Here is an 18831-nt window from a genome sequence, read left to right on the forward strand (position 1 = left end):
GCGCTGTCCACGGGCCGGTTGACTGCCGGCATGAGCGATGTCGCCGCCCGTGAGCACGATCTCCTCCGCCTGCCGTCGGTGCCGCCTCCGCCGGTGCGCGCACCGGTGCCCGTGCTGGCGGCGATCGTCCCGGTCGTCGGCGCACTCGTGCTGTGGCGGGTGACGGGATCGACGTACGCCCTGTGGTTCGCGGCGCTCGGACCGCTGCTGGCCGTCGCCTCCTTCGGTGACGGGCTGCGCGCCGCGCGCCGCGCGCGACACGCGGCCCGTCGCGCCGCACGCGGCGAGCTGACCCGCCTGGGCCGCGAGGTCGAGACGCGCCATGCCGAGGAACGTGCGCGCGCGTGGGGCCGCACTCCCGACGTCGCGGCGCTGTGCGGCGACGACGCCGAGATCTGGCGGGCGGTCCCCGGCCGCGAGAGCTGCCTCGTGGTCGGGCGCGGAGCCGGTGTCAGCGGTCTGCGCATCGAGGGCGACGCCGCCGACGAGGCGGCGCGTGCGCTGCGCCGTCGCGCCCGCGAGATCGAGGACGTACCCGTGACGATCCCGCTGGACGCGGGCATCGCCGTGCGCGGGCCGGCCGTGCTCGCGGCATCCGTGGCCCGGGCGCTGCTGCTGCAGGTGTGCCTGGTCCACCCTCCCGGTCGAGTGCGGGTCGCCGACCCCGCGGCGCTGAGCACGGTCCTCGCGGTCGCCGGCGAGCTGCCCCACGCCCACGCGACGGCGGGGGCGGCCGTCGTGGTGACGGATGCCGCTGCGCGCGTTCCCGCCGGCGCCGACATCCCCATCGTCGTGATCGGTGAAGACGATCCCGTGCCGCCGCGGTGCGCGGCGGTGCTCACGCTCGCCGGGGGAGACCGGGGGCGGCTGGATCACGACGGGAACACCCGCTCGGTGCAGGTCGAGGCCGTCTCGGCCGCCCAGGCCGCCGAGATCGCGTCGGCGCTCGCGGCGCGGGCGCACGGCCTCGGACACCGCGCGGACGAGGCGACCACCGTCGACGACCTCGCCGTCGACGAGCCCCGTCCGGGCAGCTTGCGCTGTCCGCTGGGAGTGAGCGCGGGCGAGGTCGTCTCCCTCGATCTGGTGACCGACGGTCCGCACGCCGTCGTGATCGGCACGACCGGCAGCGGCAAGAGCGAGCTGCTGTGCACGTGGGCAGCCGGCATGTGCCGGGGCCGTGATGCGACCGAGGTGGCCCTGCTCCTCGTGGACTTCAAGGGAGGGCGCGCATTCGACGCGCTCGCGGCCCTCCCGCACGTGACGGGCGTGCTCACCGATCTCGACGAGCAGGCCGCGGTGCGGGCGGTGGAGAGCCTTCGTGCCGAGATACGGCATCGGGAGCGGACGCTCGCCGCGCACGCGGCGAAGGACATCGACGAGGCGGTCGGTGCCCTCCCGCGCCTCGTCATCGTCGTCGACGAGTACGCGGCCCTCATCAACGCCCATCCCGAGCTGCACGAGCTCTTCGCCGATGTGGCGGCGCGCGGGCGGGCGCTCGGGATGCATCTCGTGCTCGCGTCGCAGCGGGCGACCGGCGCCTTCCGCGACGCCGTCCTGGCCAACGCGCCGCTGCGGATCGCTCTGCGCACCACCGACGCGGCCGACTCCCGCCTCGTCCTCGGCACCGACGACGCGGTGCGGCTGTCGGGGCGCCCGGAGGGGCGGGGGATCGCGCTGATCCGCGGCGCGGCGGACGATGAGCCGCGGCGCCTGCGCGTCGCCCGATGCACCGCGCGCGCCCTGGAGGCGATCCGGGTCGCGGCGGGAGCGCAGCGTGCGCGGGCGCCCTGGCTTCCGCCGCTCGCGGCATCCGTGCCTCTCGAACGGGTCGCCCGCCCGGGACGGATCGTCTTGGGGCTCGCGGACGAGCCGGACCGGCAGCGTCAGGAGGCGGTGGTCCTCCCCGAGGATGCCGCGGGTCTCGCCGTCGTCGGGGCCGCCGCGAGTGGGCGCACGGGGGTGCTCCGGACGGTCGCGCGCCAGCTTCGCGTTGCTCCGCTGTGGGTTCCGGCGGACGCGGAGGGCGCGTGGGACGCGGTCGACGTTCTGCTGCGCTCCGCGACCGGCGGCGCCGTGTTGATCGACGACCTCGACGCCCTCGTCGGCCGGTTCTCCGCGGAGTACGCCGTCGAGTTCGTCGCCCGTCTGGAGCGCATCGTCCGTGACGCGCGCCGGGCGGGCCGGCTCGTCGTCGTCTCCGCGGCCCGGATCTCGGGCCCTTCGGCGCGCATCATCGAGCTCCTCCCGCATCGCGCCCTGCTGTCGCTCGCGACGCGCGCCGACCACGTCGCCGCCGGCGGCGACTCCGCCCATTTCCTTTCCGATCAGCCGGTGGGGCGCGGACGCTGGGGCCGGCTCCTCGTCCAGTTCGCCCACACCGACGCGCCCGTGATGCCCGCGCCGGGCCCCGCGCCGCCCGTGTGGTCACCGGCGGGCGCCGTCGGCGGTGTCACCGCCGTCGTGGCGGGTCCGGGCGCCGACCCGCGCGGTCTCGCCGCGGCCTGCGCTGCCCGCGGAGCGCGTCTGCTGACCGTCGCCGAGGCTGCCGCATCCGACCTGATCGACCCGGCGGCAGCGCCGCCGGGTGCCCCGCGCGAGACCCTGGTCGTCCACGGCGCCGCCGACGAGTGGCTCGCGCAATGGCGCCTGCTGGCGCGCGTCAGGTCGGCGCACGAGCTGCTGATCGGCGCGGAGTGCCTCCCCGAGTTCCGCGCCGTGACGGGTCGGCGAGAGCTGCCGCCGTTCGCCGCGTCCGCAGCCGGGCGCGCCTGGCGGGTCGTTCCCGGACGGGAGTGCGTGCGGGTCCGCCTGCCGCCGGGGCGCCGATCAGACGGTCGGGCGGATGCGTCCCACCTCGCGGCCCCCGCCGGTGATCTCGAGGGGGAGCTGCGCCATCGTGGCGGCGGCGTCCTCCGCGGTCAGGGCGCCGACGCGGGCGAGCAGTGAGAGGGCCACCGCCGTCGCCACCCGGCCGCTGCCGTCGAGGGTCTTGAGCGCGACGGTCGTGCCGTCGGGAGCCGTCATGATCATGACGCCCTCGGCGCCGCCCTTGGCGAACACTCCGAGGCGCTCGATCGCGATCGTGTCGGGCCGTCCCGGGCCGTCGATCGCCCACGGGTTCTCCCGCACCGCGCGCACGAGCGCGCCGGCCTGGCGATGCAGCGCGAACGGGGATCGCTCCGACGCCGTGCCGATCCGGTGCGCCGCGCGCGCCAGGGCGGTCAGGCTCATGGCGTACACCGGCGCCCCGCACCCGTCGATGGCCATGGTCGACACCTTCGTGCCCGTCAGGCGCTCGATCACCTCACGGATGTGCACCTGAAGCGGATGCTGCGGGTCGAGGTAGCTGCCCGGGTCCCACCCGTTCGCGGTGCAGGCCAGCAGCATCGTCGCGTGCTTGCCCGAGCAGTTCATCCGCACCCGTTCGGGCTGGCCGAGCTCGCGCACGAGCTCGTCGCGCGTCGCGGTGTCGCCGGGCCATGCCGGAGGGCATTGCAGGCTGTCCTCGCCGAGGCCGGCCCGTCCCAGGATCTCCCGGACCACCGCGGCGTGCCGGTCGGTGCCGCTGTGGCTCGCCGTCGAAAGCGCGAGCTGCTCGCCCTCCAGCGTCACGCCCGCCGTCAGGCAGCCCAGGGCCTGCAGCGGCTTCATGCTCGAGCGCGGCAGGATGGGCGCCTCGACGTCGCCGAGGCTCAGCCGGACGACGCCTTCTGCGTCGAGCACGATCGCCGCGCCCGCATGCCGCGACTCGACGAAGCCGCTGCGCTCGACGACGGCGAGCTCGACGGCGTCGCCGACCGCGATGGTTCCGTTGCGCGCGGACGATCGGGCGGAGGCGTGAGGATCTGACACGCAGAAGAGCCTACTTCCCTGCGCGCATCGGCCGCGGCGGTCGCGGATGGCAGACTGGCCGCATGAACGGTGAGCATCGCTACGCGCTGCACAGCAGGTGGACCGGCAACCGGGGCACCGGCACGAGCGGATACCGGGACTACGACCGCTCGGTCACGATCTCGGTCGACGGCAAACCCGCCCTCGACGCCTCGAGCGACCGGCCGTTCCGCGGCGACCCGGCGAAGTGGAACCCCGAGGACCTGCTGCTGGCGGCGCTGTCCGAATGCCATTTGCTGTCGTACCTGCACGCGTGCGTCCAGGCCGGCGTCGTCGTCGTGTCCTACGAAGACAGCGCCACCGGCCTGATGACGGAGGACGGCCGCGGCGGGGGGTCGTTCACCGAGGTGACCCTGCACCCCCGGGTCGAGGTGGCCGCGGCATCCATGGTCGCCGCGGCCGAGGCGGCCCACGCGCAGGCGCGCGAGTGGTGCTTCATCGCGAACTCCGTCAACTTCCCCGTGCGGCACGAGGCCGTGGTCGTCGTCGCGGGTGTCAGCGACGCTCGCGCGGGGGTCAGCGACGCTCGTGGGGAAGGACCTGCTTGAGCCGCTCGACGGGATTCGACGCGGGAGCCTCGTTGTAGGCACCCGCCAGCTCCTGGCCGGAGAGGGCGTGGATGGCCGCCATGATCTCGTCGGTGGCCTGCCGTCGGGCGCGGCCCGAGTCGGCCGAGCCGTGGTGCGACAGATCGAGCGGCTCGCCGAAGCGCACGGTCACCCGCGGCCGCAGACGCGGGAACTTCGCGCCGACCGGCATGATCTCGTTGGTGCCGACGAGGCCGACGGGGATGACGGGCGCTCCGGTCTGCAGGGCGAGGAAGGCGACGCCCGTGCGGCCCTTGTAGAGGCGTCCGTCCAGCGAGCGGGTGCCCTCCGGGTACAGCGCGGTCGACCAGCCCTCCTCGAGCATGCGGCGCTGCTGATCCAGGGCGTCCAGGGCGGCCTGTCCCGCGCCGCGCTGGACGGGGAACGCGCCGACGGCGTAGAAGAACTGCCGCGAGAACCATCCCTTGATCCCGGTGCCGTCGAAGTAGCTCGACTTCGCGAGGAACCGCACGGGGCGCGGGGCGGCCATCGGGATGACGAAGGAGTCGATGAACGACAGGTGGTTGCTCGCGATGATGACCGCGCCCTTGCGGGGGAAGTTCTTGCGGCCCTCGATGCGCGGCCGGTACACGAGGCGGGCGAGCGGCGCCACGACCCAGCGGCCGATGACGTAGGTCGGGCCGATGCCGGTCACGTCGTGGGGGCCCGTCTCGGGCGGCGCCTGTTCGCCGGCGGCGTCGGGGGCGGGCTCGGCGGATGTCACCAGATGAGGGTACTCCCGATCGCATGCCCGATCACGCATGCCCCGCCAGGGCTCGCCGACGATCTCCCAGCGCGCACAGAACAAAGTGCGAGAGGATGGGCGGGTCCCGTCTCCCATCTGTGAGGTCCTCATCGTGCGCCTGCGCCCGCTCGCCGCTCTGTCCATCGCCGCCGTCTCGGCCGTCCTCCTCGTGGGATGCTCCGGTTCGGGCGGCGACGCCGCCACGCAGAGCCCCAGCGCCGACGCTGCGGCCGACCTCTGCTCGGCCCAGGTCGCCGCCGGCACCGCGGTCGACGCGGTCACCGTCAGCGGAGACGCGGGTACGTCTCCGACCCTGTCCTTCACCGCCCCGCTGCAGATCGACAAGCTCGAGGCGAAGACCATCGACAAGGGCACCGGGACCCCCGTCGCCGCGGGCGACTTCATCTCCTACGCGATGACCGCCTACGACGCCGAGACCGGCGAGAAGATGGGCGACATCGGCTACCAGGCCGGTCAGCTGCTGCCCGCCCAAATCTCCGCGTCGAGCCCGCTCGGCCAGGTGCTCGGCTGCGGCGCGCCGGGCGAGCGCGTCGTCGCGACCTTCCCGGCCAGCGAGCAGGGCGCGGCACAGGTCTACGTCGTCGATCTGCTCTCGGTGGTGCCGAGCGCCGCGTGGGGGGCCTCCCAGGAGCCCGTCGCGGGCATGCCCACCGTCGCGCTGGCCGACAACGGCGCCCCCACGATCACGCTGCCGGGCGGGAACCCGCCGGCCGAGACGCAGATCGCGACGCTCAAGAAGGGCGACGGCGCGACCGTGCAGAGCGGCGACCAGGTGCTGGTGCAGTACACCGGCGTGCGCTGGTCGAACGGCGAGACCTTCGACTCCACCTGGGACAAGGGCGGTGTCCCCACGAGCTTCAGCACGACGGGGGTCGTCGAGGGCTTCCGCAAGGCGCTCGAGGGTCAGACCGTCGGCTCGCAGGTGCTGGTCGTGATGACCCCCGCCGACGGGTACGGCGAGGGCGAGATCAACACGACCGACCTGAAGGGCGAGACGCTCGTGTTCGTCGTCGACATCCTCGGCGCGCAGACCTCGCAGAACCAGTAGTCCCGATCGGTCGCCGGTAGGCTGACGGGATGCGCCGCATCCTGATTCTCGGCTCCACCGGCTCGATCGGCACGCAGGCGCTGGACGTGATCCGCGGACGCCGCGACAGGTTCGAGGTCGTCGGGCTCGCGGCCGGCAGCAGCGCCGACGCGCTCGCCGCGCAGGCGGCGGAGTTCGGTGTGGAGCACACCGCGCTCGGCGCGGTCGAGGCCGAGCAGCTCGTCCGCGACGTGGATGCCGATGTCGTGCTCAACGGCATCACCGGATCCGTCGGGCTGGGTCCCACTCTCGCGGCGCTGGAGTGCGGGCGCACGCTCGCGCTCGCCAACAAGGAGTCCCTCATCGTCGGCGGCGAGCTCGTCACCGCGCGGGCGGCTCCCGGGCAGATCGTCCCGGTCGACTCGGAGCACTCGGCGATCACGCAGGCGTTGCGCGCCGGCGCGGCCGACGAGGTGCGCCGGCTCGTGCTGACCGCCTCGGGCGGTCCGTTCCGCGGTCGCAGCCGCGCCGACCTCGCCGGGGTCACCCCGGCGCAGGCGCTGGCGCATCCCACCTGGGACATGGGCCGCGTCGTGACGACGAACTCCGCGACGCTGGTCAACAAGGGCCTGGAGGTCATCGAGGCGCACCTGCTGTTCGGCATCGACTACGACGCCATCGACGTCGTCGTGCATCCGCAGTCGATCGTCCACTCGATGGTCGAGTTCGTGGACGGATCGACGATCGCGCAGGCGTCTCCGCCCGACATGCGCCTGCCGATCTCGCTCGGCCTGGACTGGCCGCACCGGGTCGGCGGCGTCGGCGTGCCGCTGGACTGGACGCGCGCCGGCTCGTGGACGTTCGAACCGCTCGACGAGGACGCGTTCCCCGCCGTCGCGCTCGCCAAGAGCGTCGGCCGCGCCGGTGCGACGTATCCGGCCGTGTTCAACGCGGCCAACGAGCAGGCCGTCGACGCGTTCCACGAGGGGCGGCTCTCGTTTCCCTGCATCCTCGACACCGTGCGACGGACCGTGGAGGCGCACGAGGCGCCGTCGATGCTGTCGCGCGACGCCCTGACCGAGGCGGAGGCGTGGGCGCGCAGGAGCGCCGACCGGATCATCGCCTCCGCGTGAGGTCGCCGCCCCGGCCGTGCGCCCGGGCGGAGAAGAGGACCGGACCGCCCACAGGGGATGGGGGAGAGCGGTCCGGTCCGGGGCCCGGTCGTCGATGACCCGGCCGCGCGGCCGCGGAGGGGAAGCAGCGGTCCGCGTTCGCGAGAGGAGCCGACGTCAGTAGGTCACCAGGCCGTGCGCGCGGAACTGCGCGCGCACCCGTTCCACGAGGGCGACGGAGGGCGGCTCGGTGTCGGCGAGACGGTACTCGCGGCCGAGGGCGTCCCACTTGTCGCGGCCCATCTGGTGGAACGGCAGCACTTCGACGCGCGTCACGGCGCCGGGTCGGATCTCGTTGAGGGATGCCGCGTAGGCCGCGACCGCTTCGATGCCCTCGACGTCGTCCGTCAGGCCCGGCACGAGGACGTACCGGATCCAGATCTCGGGGCCCTCGGGGCGGGTGGCCAGGCGCCGACCGAAGGCGAGGGTCGGTTCGAGATCGCGACCGGTGATCTCCCGGTAGGCCTGCGGGTCGCCGCTCTTCACGTCGAGCAGGACGAGATCGACGTCGTCCAGCATCGCGTCCGACGCCGCCGCGCCGAGGTAGCCGGAGGTGTCGATCGCCGTGTGGATGCCGCGCTCCTTCGCGCCACGGAGGATCCGTGCGGCGAAGGCGGGCTGCATGAGCACCTCTCCGCCGGAGAGGGTGATGCCGCCGCCGGTGGCGCGGAAGACCGCGGTGTACCGGGAGATGCGGGCCAGCAGCTCATCGCTCGTGACAGGCTGGCCGTCCTTCATCGCGAGCGTGTCGGGGTTGTGGCAGTACAGGCACTGCAGCGGGCATCCGCTGAGGAACGTGGTCAGTCTCGTCCCCGGTCCGTCGACCGCCGTGACCAGCTCCCACGAGTGCACGGAGCCGAGGCGGCCCTCGCGCATCGCCGTGAGGCGTTCGTGACGGTCGACGTCGGAGACCTCGAGTCCGTCGACGCCGGCGCCCGTGCGCCGATGGGCGGGCGCCTGGAGGGGGACCTCCAGGCGCACCGCGTCATCGGGGAGGGAGGCCGGTACCGTGTTGCACGGGTGGCGGAGCACCGCCCTGGCCATGGTCCTCAGCTTCTCTCGGGGGTCACATCGAGCCGTGGAAGGTCCGCGACAGGACGTCCAACTGCTGCTCACGGGTGAGGCGCACGAAGTTGACGGCGTAGCCGGAGACCCGGATGGTCAGCTGCGGGTAGTTCTCCGGGTGCTCCATGGCGTCCTCGAGCGTCTCGCGGTTCAGCACGTTGACGTTCATGTGGTAGCCGTGCGAGCCGACGTAGGCGTCGAGGAGGCCCGCCAGGTTGCGCACCTGCTCGTCCGTCGTGCGTCCCAGGCCGCTGGGCACGACCGTGTTGGTCAGCGAGATGCCGTCCTGCGCCTGCGCGTACGGGATCTTGGCGACCGACAGTGCCGACGCCAGCATGCCGTGCGTGTCGCGACCGTTCATCGGGTTGGCGCCCGGGGCGAACGGCTCGCCGGCGCGGCGACCGTCGGGCGTGTTGCCCGTCGCCTTGCCGTAGACGACGTTCGAGGTGATCGTGAGCACCGACTGCGTGGGCAGGGCGCCCCGGTACATCGGGTGACGGCGGATCTTCGACATGAAGCTCTCCACGAGGCCGACGGCGATCTGGTCGGCCCGGTCGTCGTCGTTGCCGTAGCTCGGGAAGTCACCCTCGGTGAGGTAGTCGACGACGATGCCGCGCTCGTCGCGGACGGGGGTCACCGTGGCGTACTTGATCGCCGCCAGCGAGTCCGCCGCGACCGAGAGTCCGGCGATGCCGCAGGCCATCGTGCGCAGCACGTCCTTGTCGTGCAGGGCCATCTCGATCCGCTCGTACGCGTACTTGTCGTGCGACCAGTGGATGCAGTTGAGGGCCTCCACGTACGTCTCGGCCAGCCAGTCCATCGTCTTGTCGAAGCGTTCCATGACGTCGTCGAAGTCGAGGGGGCCGTCGCCGACGGGCGCCGCGACCGGCGAGACCTGCTTGCCGGTCACCTCGTCGCGTCCGCCGTTGATCGCGTACAGGAGCGTCTTGGCGAGGTTCACGCGGGCGCCGAAGAACTGCATCTGCTTGCCGACGCGCATGGGGCTCACGCAGCACGCGATGGCCGCGTCATCCCCCCACGCCGGGCGGATGATCTCGTCGGACTCGTACTGCACGGCCGAGGTGTCGATCGACACGCGGGCGCAGTAGTCCTTGAACCCCTGCGGCAGCTCGGGGCTCCAGAACACGGTCATGTTGGGCTCGGGGGCCGGGCCCAGGTTGTAGAGCGTCTGGAGGAAGCGGAAGGAGTTCTTCGTGACGAGCGGGCGGCCGTCCTCGCCCATGCCGCCGATGGTCTCGGTGACCCATGTCGGGTCGCCCGAGAAGAGGCTGTCGTACTCGGGGGTGCGCAGGAAGCGGACGATGCGCAGCTTGATGACGAAGTCGTCGATGATCTCCTGGGCCTCGGACTCGGTGATGAGCCCGGCTTCGAGATCGCGCTCGATGAACACGTCGAGGAACGTCGAGGTGCGCCCGAGCGACATCGCGGCGCCGTTCTGCTCCTTCACGGCCGCGAGGTAGCCGAAGTACAGCCACTGCACGGCCTCGCGGGCCGTCGTCGCCGGACCGGAGATGTCGTAGCCGTACGACGCGGCCATCTGCTTCAGCTCGCCGAGCGCGCGGATCTGCTCCGCGTGCTCCTCGCGCATGCGGACGACCTCCTCGCTGAACGGCGTCGTGTCGAGCCCGAGCTTGTCGACCTGCTTCGCGGCGATGAGCTGGTCCACGCCGTAGAGCGCGACGCGGCGGTAGTCGCCGATGATGCGTCCGCGGCCGTACGCGTCGGGCAGTCCGGTGATCACGTGCGAGCTGCGGGCGGCGCGGACGTTGGGGGAGTAGGCGTCGAAGACGGCCTCGTTGTGCGTCTTGCGGTACGTCGTGAAGATCTCCTTCAGCGTCTCGTCGACCTCGTACCCGTACGTGTTCAGCGCGCCCTCGACCATGCGCCATCCGCCGTTGGGCATGATGGCGCGCTTGAGCGGCGCGTCGGTCTGCAGGCCGACGATGACCTCGTCGTCCTTCGCGATGTAGCCGGGACCGTGTGCCGTGATGCCGGCGGGCGTGTGTGCGTCGACGTCGTAGATGCCCTTCTCACGCTCGACGGGGAACATCGCCGACAGCGTGTCCCAGACCCGGGTGGTGCGCGCCGTCGCTCCCGTCAGGAACGAGGCGTCCCCGAGGTAGGGCGTGTAATTGCGCTGGATGAAGTCGCGCACGTCGATCGCGTCCTGCCAGGGGCCGGCGGTGAAACCGTTCCAGGCGGCGGGCTGCGTGTCCTGTGCGGAGGGGGTGACGGTGGTCATGATTCGCTTCCTCAGATCCTCGTGGGAGCGGCCCGTCCACCCATCCGTGGTCGGGTCGTGACCCCAGCATACGACCTGTGGTCAGACCACAACGGGACTGTGGAGGAAGTCGACAGGAGAAGCGCGCGAGGCGCCGCCCGCAATGTGGTCAGGCCACAAAGGGGAAGCGCCTCGCGAGAGAGCCCGAGCGGAGCTCAGAACGGCCGCGTCGGATCCGATGGTGCGATGGAGTCGGCGGGGTAGGGCACCGTCCACGTCGGTGCGGGGGCGGGCCAGCCCGCCGCGTCGAGCGCTCGGCGGGCGAGCTCGCGCGCCGAGTAGGGCGTGCGGACGCCGCGGATGTCGCGGTAGTCCTGGTGGCCGGGCCCCGCCCAGAGGATCGCGTCGCCGTCGCCGACCCGGCTCACGGCCTCGACGATCGCGCGCTCCGGCGGGGAGATCTCCAGGATCTCGGCGCGGGACATCGCCGCACGGGCCCCCGTCAGCAGCGCCGCGCGGATCTGGTCGGGATCCTCGTGACGCGGATGGTGATCCGTGATGATGAGGATGTCGCTGCCCAGCGCCGCCGTGCGGCCCATGTCGAAGCGCTTGGTCGTGTCGCGGTCGCCGTCGGCGCCGAACAGCATCAGCACCCGCCCGGGGGTGACCCTCCGGACCGCGGCCAGCGTCTTGTCGAAGGCGTCCGGGGAGTGCCCGAAGTCGACGTAGACCGCCGGCCCGGCATCCCCGGAGACGCGCTGCGTGCGTCCGGGGACGGCGGCCTCGATGCGGCGACCGTCGAGCGCGGCGTGGATCCGCGACCATTCGTACCCGGCCTCGACGAGCATCACGATCGCGAGCCCCGCGTTGGACGCCATATGCCGCCCGATCACCGGCACGGTCGTCTCCAGCGCCTGCCCGCCGGGACCCCGCAGCGAGAAGGTCGTGCCGTTCTGGCGTTCCGCGGAGATCTCCACGGTCCAATCGGCGGATGCCGGCACGGCCGCGATCGCGGGCGTCGTGATGGTCGTCGTCGGCACCGTCGCGGCGGCGACCAGCTGCGGCCCGTACTCCGAGTCGAGGCTGACGACCGCCCTCCGGCTGCGCTCCGGGGTGAAGAGGGGGAGCTTGGCCTGGAAGTAGGTCTCCATGTCGCCGAAGTCGTCCAGGTGGTCGTGGGTCAGGTTGGTGAAGCCCGCGACGTCGAAGACGATGCCGTCCACACGGTGGCGGTCGAGGGCCTGAGCGCTGACCTCGTCGGCCACGGCCTCGACGCCGCGCTCGCGCATGAGGGCGAGGAGGGCGTGGAACTCGCTGGCCTCGGGCGTGGTCAGGCGCGACGTGATCACCTCGGGGCCGATGTGGCGCTCGGCGGTGGACGACAGTCCGGCGACCACCCCCATCTGCTCGAGGATCGCTTTCAGCAGGTGCGAGACGCTGGTCTTGCCGTTCGTGCCGGTGACGGCGAGGAGGGTCGGCAGGTCGCGGTCGGTGCCGTAGACCCATGCCGACATGGCGCCGAGGGTGCCGCGGGGATCGGGGAAGACGGCCACCGGGAGCGTGGGAGACAGCGCCGCATCGCGGACGAGGCGCGCACCCTCCTCGTCGGTGATGATCGCCGCCGCGTCGAGGGAGGCCGCCGCGCTCGTGAACTCGGCACCGTGCTGATGGGTGCCGGGCAGGGCGACGAACGCCTCACCGGGGCGCAGATCGTTGGTGGACAGCGTGATCCCGCGCAACACGGTGTCGCCGTCTCCGGCGCGCAGCTCTCCGCCGAAGCGATCGACGAGGTCGATCAGTCTCCTCTGCGGCGGCTGATCGGGGCGAAGCGTCGGGGGCAGGGTGCTCTCGATGTCGGGTGTCATGATCCCCCCATGCTCGCGCATGGAGTTATGTGAAAACTATGTGCCCTCTATCGCGGCTCGTTGAGAGCGGCCGGGCGACGGGGGTCGAATCCGCCGCCCGACCGGGGGTCAGGCGCGGCGTCGGAAGAGGGCCACGGCGAGGGCCGCGAGCGCCGCGACCAGGGCCCCTCCGCTCAGCCAGCGGGCGACGGGATCGGCGTCTGCCGGTGCCGCGGCATCCGTCGACGCGTGCGTGTCGGCGTCGGCGTGCTCCTCGGTCGTCGAGGCGTCATGGCCGTGCTCTCCGCCGTCCGCGGAGACGGCGCCGACCGCGACGACCGGTGCCGGGGCGGCCAGGTCGTCCTCGGTCTGTCCCTCGGCGGCGACCTCCGACCAGTCGGTCGATCCCGTCGCGCAGGTCTGCAGGACGGGGAAGGCGACCGACGTGTTCGCGGCGCTGGAGGAGAAGATCACGTCGAGGGCGACGGATGCCGCGACGCCCGACTCGACGGGGGTCACGGCCGTGAACGTGACGCTCGTGGGGATGCCGTCGGTGTTCAGCTCACGGGAGATCGTCCAGGCGCCGTCCAGCACGGGCTTCACCCCGTCGATGCCCTGCGGCACCGTGATCTTCACGGCGGTGGTCGGGGAGTCCTCGCAGCCGTGGCTGAAGGAGAACGCGAGGCGGGTGGTCGTGCCGGCCGACGATTCGTCGGGGGTCACGTGGACATGCGCGGACGCGGCCAGCGGGGCGGCGAGGACGAGGGCTGCGCCGGCGATGAGGCCGGCGGCGAGGCGGGTGCGACGGCGCGAACGGGTGGTGACGGTCATCAGGGTGCTCTTTCTGTACGTGGTGCGGCGGGATGCCGCGGTGACGGGGCGGCGCGTGCGCCGCGGGTGCCGCGTGTGCGGCGGTGCTCAGCGTGCGAACGCCGGCGGCCCCCGTCGACGAAGAGCGGACAGCAGGAAGAGCGGGAGGGCGATGCGCCGGTCGGTCGGGGCGGCGTGCGCGCGGGGACGCGGTCCGGGCGCCGTCACGGCGGCCCGGGCGAGGAGGCGACGGACGCCGCGCGCGATCATCGCGAGCAGCCGTTCGCCGTAGGCGACGAGCGCGATCGTCACGAGGGCGGCCACCAGGTGGCCGATCAGCATGGCGGCCGTCAGATGCCCGCCGGCGTGGGTCGTCGCGACCCCGATCGCGACGCCCGGCATCACGTGCTCGTGCCCGGCGGGGGTGACCGGTGCGGCGCCGCCGACGACGGCGAACGCCGTGTGCAGGGCGATCTGGGCCGTCGCGATGGCGGCCGCCAGCCGCGGAAGGCTGCGCCGTCGTCCGACCATCGCGACCGCGAGCGGCGCCGCCAAGACGGTCACGGCGACCAGCAGCCACAGCGACGGCGCGGCCCCGCCGCCGAACGTGTGCCCGGTCGAGGCGAGGGTCGTCGCGATCGCCGCCGCCGCCGTCCCGCGCAGGGCCCGCAGCCGGCGGGTCATCGGGCGTTCGGGCACACGTCGAGCCTACCGGGGCCCGGGGCGCGGACTGAGCAAACTCAAAGCGGTGGCGGGTAGCCTGTTCGCTCGTGACCGTCATCGCCTTCATCGTCGGCGTCCTGCTGCTTGTCGTGGGACTCGCCGCATCCATCGCCCTGCACGAGATCGGTCATCTCGTGCCCGCGAAGCGCTTCGGCGTCCGCGTCGGGCAGTACATGGTGGGCTTCGGACCGACGCTGTGGTCGCGTCGCTTCGGCGAGACCGAGTACGGCGTGAAGGCCGTGCCGTTGGGCGGCTACATCTCGATGGCGGGGGTGTACCCGCGGTCGCGTGCCCGCGCCGCGGTGGGCGGTGCCGCGGGCAAGGCAGGGGGCGGGTTCTTCGCCACGATGGTGCAGGACGCCCGCGCCGCCAATGACGAGACGATCGCCGGAGACGACAGCACGGGCACGTTCCACGCGCTGCCCGTGTGGAAGCGGGTCGTCATCATGCTGGGCGGCCCCGTCATGAACCTGCTGCTCGCGATGCTGCTGTTCGCCATCGTGTTCAGCGGGATCGGGGTGCAGACGGCCACCACGACGGTCGCCGCCGTCAACGAATGCGTCCTGCCTGCCGGCTCCACCCAGACCGCCTGCACCGCGGACGACCCGCAGTCGCCGGCCGCGGCGGCGGGCCTTCGCCCCGGCGACGAGCTCGTGTCGGTCGACGGGACCCCCGTCGCCACCTTCGAGGAGGCGTCGGCGATCATCCAGGCCGCCCCGAACCGCACGATCGACGTCGTCGTCCGTCGCGACGGCGTCGAGCAGACCCTGCGCGTGACGCCGATGCTCGCGCAGCGCCAGATCGCGGGTCCGGACGGCACGGCGGTGACCGCGGAGGTCGGCTTCGTCGGGATGACGGCCGCGACCGCCTATGTGCGCCAGCCGCTGTGGGACGGGCCCGCCGCCGCGCTGCAGCAGGCCGGCCAGGTCGCCGGCATCATGTGGCAGCTCCCGGTCCGGGTCTACCAGACGGCCTCCGACCTGGTCACGGGGGCGCCGCGCGATCCCAACGGCCCGCTCTCGGTCGTCGGCGTGGGCCGGCTCGCCGGAGAGGCGGCGGCCATCGACGCGCCCGTCCTCGACCGGGTGGCCACGATCCTCGGTCTGCTCGGATCGCTCAACCTCGCGCTGTTCGTCTTCAACCTCATCCCGTTGCTCCCGTTGGACGGCGGGCACGTCGTCGTCGCGCTCTGGGACGGACTCAAGCGGGCCTGGGCGAAGCTGTGGCGGCGGCCGCCGCCCGCTCCCGTGGACGCGACACGGCTCGTGCCGGTCACCTTCGTCGTCGTCATCGCGCTCATCGTGATGGGCGGCATCCTCATCCTGGCCGACATCGTCAACCCGATGAAGATCTTCGGCTGAGCGTCCTCGCGCCCCGGTTCAGGACAGCGCGTCGGCGATGAGGCTCTCGAGGGTCCGCAGCCCGTCGCGCGACAGGATCGACTCGAGGTGGCCCTGCACCGAGGCGTAGCCCGGCCCGCGGAGCGCGTAGACGTCGCCGGATGCCGGGTCGGCCGAGATCCGCGTCCGGCCGATCTCGTCGGTGCCCGGCTCGACACGCGCCGTGAAGGTGTTGTAGAAGCCGATGGACGCCGGCACCCCGAAGACGTCGACCGTCTTCTGCAGGCCCTGATGCGGCGCGTCCAACGGGGCCAGGGAGATGCCGAGCCGATCGGCGAGGATCTGGTGGCTCAGGCAGACGGCCAGCAGGGGGCGGCCGCTCTCCAGCCGGTCGGCCACGACGGCGCGCATCGTCCGGATCCGTGCGTTGGCGTCGTCACGCGGGTCGCCGGGTCCGGGCCCGGCGACCACCAGGTCGGCGGCCGCGAGGGCCGCGGCATCCGCGTCGTTCCACGGGAGGATCGAGACCGCGAAGCCGAGGTGGCGCAGCTGGTGCGCGAGCATCGTCGTGAAGCGGTCTTCGGCGTCGACGACGACCGCGGTGCGCCCGGAGTACGGTCCCGCGATCTCGCCGGCTTGCGGCTCGAGCCAGAACGACGCGAGGCGTTCGTTGCGCGCGGCCAGCAGTGCGGCGATCTCGGGCGCGTCGGCGAGGCGGGGAGGCCGGGCGGCGGGCGCGTCTTCGTCGAGCGCGCTCGCCTCCGCGACGACGTCGCGGGCGACCGCGCCGATGGCGCCCAGCACGCCCGCGGCCTTTCCATGGGTCTCACCGACCTCGCCGTCGGGATCGGAGTGACGCACGAGCGTCGCGCCGACCGGCACGCGCAGCGTGCCGTCGACGAGATACGCCGTGCGGATGAGGATCGGCGCGTCGAGGTCGTGTCCGCCGCCGGGCGTGGGCGTGAACAGTGCGGCGACGCCCGAGTAGTAGCCGCGCGGAGCGCGTTCGTGTCGCTGGATGACGGTGCACGCGTTCTGCATGGGCGATCCGGTGACCGTCGGGGCGAACATCGTCTCGCGCAGGATGTCCCGCGGATCCATCGTGCTCGTCCCGCGCAGCATGTACTCGGTGTGCGTCAACCGCGACATCTCCTTGAGATGCGGACCGGTGATGCGGCCCCCGTCGCTGCAGACGGCGCTCATCATCTTGAGCTCCTCGTCGACCACCATGAAGAGCTCTTCGGTCTCCTTGGTGGACGAGAGGAACTCCGTCAGGGTCTCTGCCGTGGCCCCGCCGGCCGGGTGGCGGAACGTGCCGGAGATCGGGTTCATCGTCACCGTGCTGTGGCCGGGCCCGGCGGGAGCCCCGGCCTGCGCGCTCACGTGCGCCTCCGGGCTCGCCCCGACCGCGAGGTGGCCGGGGGTGGAGACGAGGAAGGTCCAGTAGGCGCCGCGCTCGTGTTCGAGCAGAGCGCGGAACCAGGTCAGGCCGGCGGTGAGGGCATCGGTGTCGACGGATGCCGTGAAGTCGCGCCGGATGACGAAGTTCGCGCCCTCGCCGCGACCGATCTCATCGGCGATGACGGTGCGCACGATCGCGGCGTACTCGTCGTCGGAGATGTCGAACCCGGCGTCGGCCAGCGGCACCGCCGCGGTGGGCAGCGCCGCCAGCACGTCGGCGCGGGGGAGCGTGGTGTGCTCCTCGACGACGAGGCAGCGCAACGGCGCGCCGTCGTCGTGGCACGCGAAGCCGCGCTCGACGACCTGCCGGTAGGGCACCAGCGCCAGCACCTCTCGCGGGGCGCCGGTCGCATCCCTCAGCGGGATGTCGGCGAGCAGGGCGACGTCGACGACATCGCCGACGAGCAGCTCGACGGTGTCGGGATCCCGCGCGATCAGGGCGAAGGGGCGATCCGCGCGCAGCACGGACTCCAGGAGGGCGGGGCTCGGGGTCATCGCCGGGCCTTTCTTCAGGTCGGGCGGGCTGGGTTCGTCCGGGAACGAAAAGACCGCCTCGAGGGCGGTCTGTGGTCGTGGGTCGCGAGCACACCGCCTCAGCGGGTGGGCCACCAGGAGGTGTTCGCGAACATGCGGTCACGATATCAGAACCAACGGTGCGCCTCTTCGCACCGCCCCCGCGCGGCCCGTGCGGCGTAGGCTGGTGCAGTGCCAGCAGTGAACATCGGGATGCCGCGTGTGCCGGACGTCCTCGCCCCGCGCCGCAAGAGCCGTCAGATCAAGGTCGGGAAGGTGCTCGTCGGTGGCGACGCGCCCGTGAGCGTGCAGTCGATGTGCACGACGCCCACGACCAACATCAACGCCACGCTCCAGCAGATCGCGGAGCTCACGGCATCCGGCTGCGAGATCGTGCGCGTCGCCGTCCCGAGCCAGGATGACGCGGATGTGCTGCACATCATCGCGAAGAAGAGTCAGATCCCCGTGATCGCCGACATCCACTTCCAGCCCAAGTACGTCTTCCAGGCCATCGACGCGGGCTGCGGCGCGGTGCGTGTGAACCCGGGCAACATCCGCAAGTTCGACGACCAGGTCGGCGCGATCGCGAAGGCGGCGAAGGATGCCGGTGTGTCGCTGCGCATCGGCGTGAACGCCGGCTCGCTCGACAAGCGGCTGCTGGAGAAGTACGGCAAGGCGACTCCGGAGGCGCTCGTGGAGAGCGCCGTCTGGGAGGCCTCGCTGTTCGAGGAGCACGACTTCCACGACTTCAAGATCTCGGTGAAGCACAACGACCCGATCGTCATGGTGAAGGCCTACCGCATGCTCGCCGAGCGGGGCGACTGGCCCCTGCACCTCGGTGTGACCGAGGCCGGTCCCGCGTTCCAGGGCACGATCAAGAGCGCGACCGCCTTCGGCATCCTGCTCGGCGAGGGCATCGGCGACACGATCCGCGTCTCGCTGTCGGCGCCGCCGGCCGAAGAGGTCAAGGTGGGTCACCAGATCCTGCAGTCGCTGAACCTCCGCGAGCGCAAGCTCGAGATCGTCTCGTGCCCGTCGTGCGGGCGGGCGCAGGTCGACGTCTACACCCTCGCCAACGACGTCACCGAAGGCCTCAAGGACATGACCGTGCCGCTGCGCGTCGCCGTCATGGGCTGCGTCGTCAACGGCCCCGGTGAGGCGCGCGAGGCCGACCTCGGCGTCGCGTCCGGCAACGGCAAGGGACAGATCTTCGTCAAGGGCGAGGTCATCAAGACCGTCCCGGAGGCCGAGATCGTGGCCACCCTGATCGAAGAGGCCAACCGCATCGCCGACGAGATGGGCCCCGACGCCCCGCTCGGAACGGCGCAGGTCGTCACGGCCTGACGGCGGTCCCTCTTCCTCGGCGGCGCACCATATGCCGCCATCG

Annotated in this window: 14 protein-coding genes; 6 read left to right on the forward strand and 8 right to left on the reverse strand. The window is 72.4% G+C overall.

What is annotated here, in order from left to right:
- The first annotated feature begins 30 nt into the window (after positions 1-30).
- The gene (locus L0965_RS10815; protein WP_157831625.1) at positions 31-2949 is read left to right on the forward strand and encodes an FtsK/SpoIIIE domain-containing protein; all 2919 of its coding nucleotides are present in this window, start codon (positions 31-33) and stop codon (positions 2947-2949) included.
- Here the strand turns inward: L0965_RS10815 and L0965_RS10820 are convergent.
- On the reverse strand, positions 2830-3855 hold the full coding sequence (locus tag L0965_RS10820; RefSeq protein WP_061782492.1) for an asparaginase: 1026 nt from the start codon (positions 3853-3855) through the stop codon (positions 2830-2832). The genes L0965_RS10815 and L0965_RS10820 overlap by 120 nt on opposite strands.
- 62 nt (positions 3856-3917) lie before the next feature.
- Between L0965_RS10820 and L0965_RS10825 the strand changes: the two genes are divergently transcribed.
- Positions 3918-4442 (forward strand): OsmC family protein, encoded by a 525-nt coding sequence (locus L0965_RS10825; RefSeq protein ID WP_101306621.1) that lies wholly within the window; start codon positions 3918-3920, stop codon positions 4440-4442.
- On the opposite strand, the gene L0965_RS10830 is transcribed toward L0965_RS10825, so the two are convergent.
- Positions 4411-5244: a 1-acyl-sn-glycerol-3-phosphate acyltransferase gene (locus L0965_RS10830; protein WP_101306620.1), complete on the reverse strand. Its 834-nt coding sequence runs from the start codon at positions 5242-5244 to the stop codon at positions 4411-4413. The two genes, L0965_RS10825 and L0965_RS10830, sit on opposite strands and share 32 nt — an antisense overlap.
- 94 nt (positions 5245-5338) lie before the next feature.
- On the opposite strand from L0965_RS10830, the gene L0965_RS10835 reads away from it, so the two are divergent.
- On the forward strand, positions 5339-6295 hold the full coding sequence (locus tag L0965_RS10835) for an FKBP-type peptidyl-prolyl cis-trans isomerase (RefSeq protein ID WP_061782506.1): 957 nt from the start codon (positions 5339-5341) through the stop codon (positions 6293-6295).
- A gap of 29 nt (positions 6296-6324) precedes the next feature.
- Positions 6325-7407, forward strand: coding sequence for a 1-deoxy-D-xylulose-5-phosphate reductoisomerase (gene dxr / locus L0965_RS10840; RefSeq protein ID WP_101306619.1), 1083 nt, complete (start codon positions 6325-6327; stop codon positions 7405-7407).
- A 156-nt stretch (positions 7408-7563) separates the two neighbouring features.
- On the opposite strand, the gene pflA is transcribed toward dxr, so the two are convergent.
- The 5 genes from pflA to L0965_RS10865 form a co-directional block, all read right to left on the reverse strand.
- Positions 7564-8490 carry a pyruvate formate-lyase-activating protein gene (gene pflA / locus L0965_RS10845; RefSeq protein ID WP_101306618.1) on the reverse strand — a complete coding sequence of 309 codons (927 nt, stop codon included), beginning with the start codon at positions 8488-8490 and terminating at the stop codon, positions 7564-7566.
- A 22-nt stretch (positions 8491-8512) separates the two neighbouring features.
- The gene (pflB, locus tag L0965_RS10850; RefSeq protein ID WP_101306617.1) at positions 8513-10774 is read right to left on the reverse strand and encodes a formate C-acetyltransferase; all 2262 of its coding nucleotides are present in this window, start codon (positions 10772-10774) and stop codon (positions 8513-8515) included.
- Positions 10775-10968: 194 nt separating this feature from the next.
- Positions 10969-12618: a Mur ligase family protein gene (locus L0965_RS10855; RefSeq protein WP_101307255.1), complete on the reverse strand. Its 1650-nt coding sequence runs from the start codon at positions 12616-12618 to the stop codon at positions 10969-10971.
- A 108-nt stretch (positions 12619-12726) separates the two neighbouring features.
- The gene (locus tag L0965_RS10860; RefSeq protein WP_061782491.1) at positions 12727-13428 is read right to left on the reverse strand and encodes a DUF1775 domain-containing protein; all 702 of its coding nucleotides are present in this window, start codon (positions 13426-13428) and stop codon (positions 12727-12729) included.
- A gap of 87 nt (positions 13429-13515) precedes the next feature.
- Positions 13516-14106 (reverse strand): hypothetical protein, encoded by a 591-nt coding sequence (locus tag L0965_RS10865; protein WP_223848953.1) that lies wholly within the window; start codon positions 14104-14106, stop codon positions 13516-13518.
- A gap of 71 nt (positions 14107-14177) precedes the next feature.
- Between L0965_RS10865 and L0965_RS10870 the strand changes: the two genes are divergently transcribed.
- Positions 14178-15491 (forward strand): RIP metalloprotease, encoded by a 1314-nt coding sequence (locus tag L0965_RS10870; RefSeq protein WP_101306616.1) that lies wholly within the window; start codon positions 14178-14180, stop codon positions 15489-15491.
- Positions 15492-15509: 18 nt separating this feature from the next.
- On the opposite strand, the gene L0965_RS10875 is transcribed toward L0965_RS10870, so the two are convergent.
- Positions 15510-17426, reverse strand: a complete 1917-nt coding sequence (locus L0965_RS10875) for an anthranilate synthase family protein (protein WP_101306615.1) — start codon at positions 17424-17426, stop codon at positions 15510-15512.
- Positions 17427-17657: 231 nt separating this feature from the next.
- On the opposite strand from L0965_RS10875, the gene ispG reads away from it, so the two are divergent.
- Positions 17658-18788 (forward strand): flavodoxin-dependent (E)-4-hydroxy-3-methylbut-2-enyl-diphosphate synthase, encoded by a 1131-nt coding sequence (gene ispG, locus L0965_RS10880; protein ID WP_060960504.1) that lies wholly within the window; start codon positions 17658-17660, stop codon positions 18786-18788.
- The last annotated feature ends 43 nt before the right edge of the window (positions 18789-18831 follow it).

Origin of the sequence: Microbacterium sp. NFH-22A-Y (genome assembly GCF_021401375.1) — a bacterium.
Taxonomy (GTDB): domain Bacteria; phylum Actinomycetota; class Actinomycetes; order Actinomycetales; family Microbacteriaceae; genus Microbacterium; species Microbacterium hominis.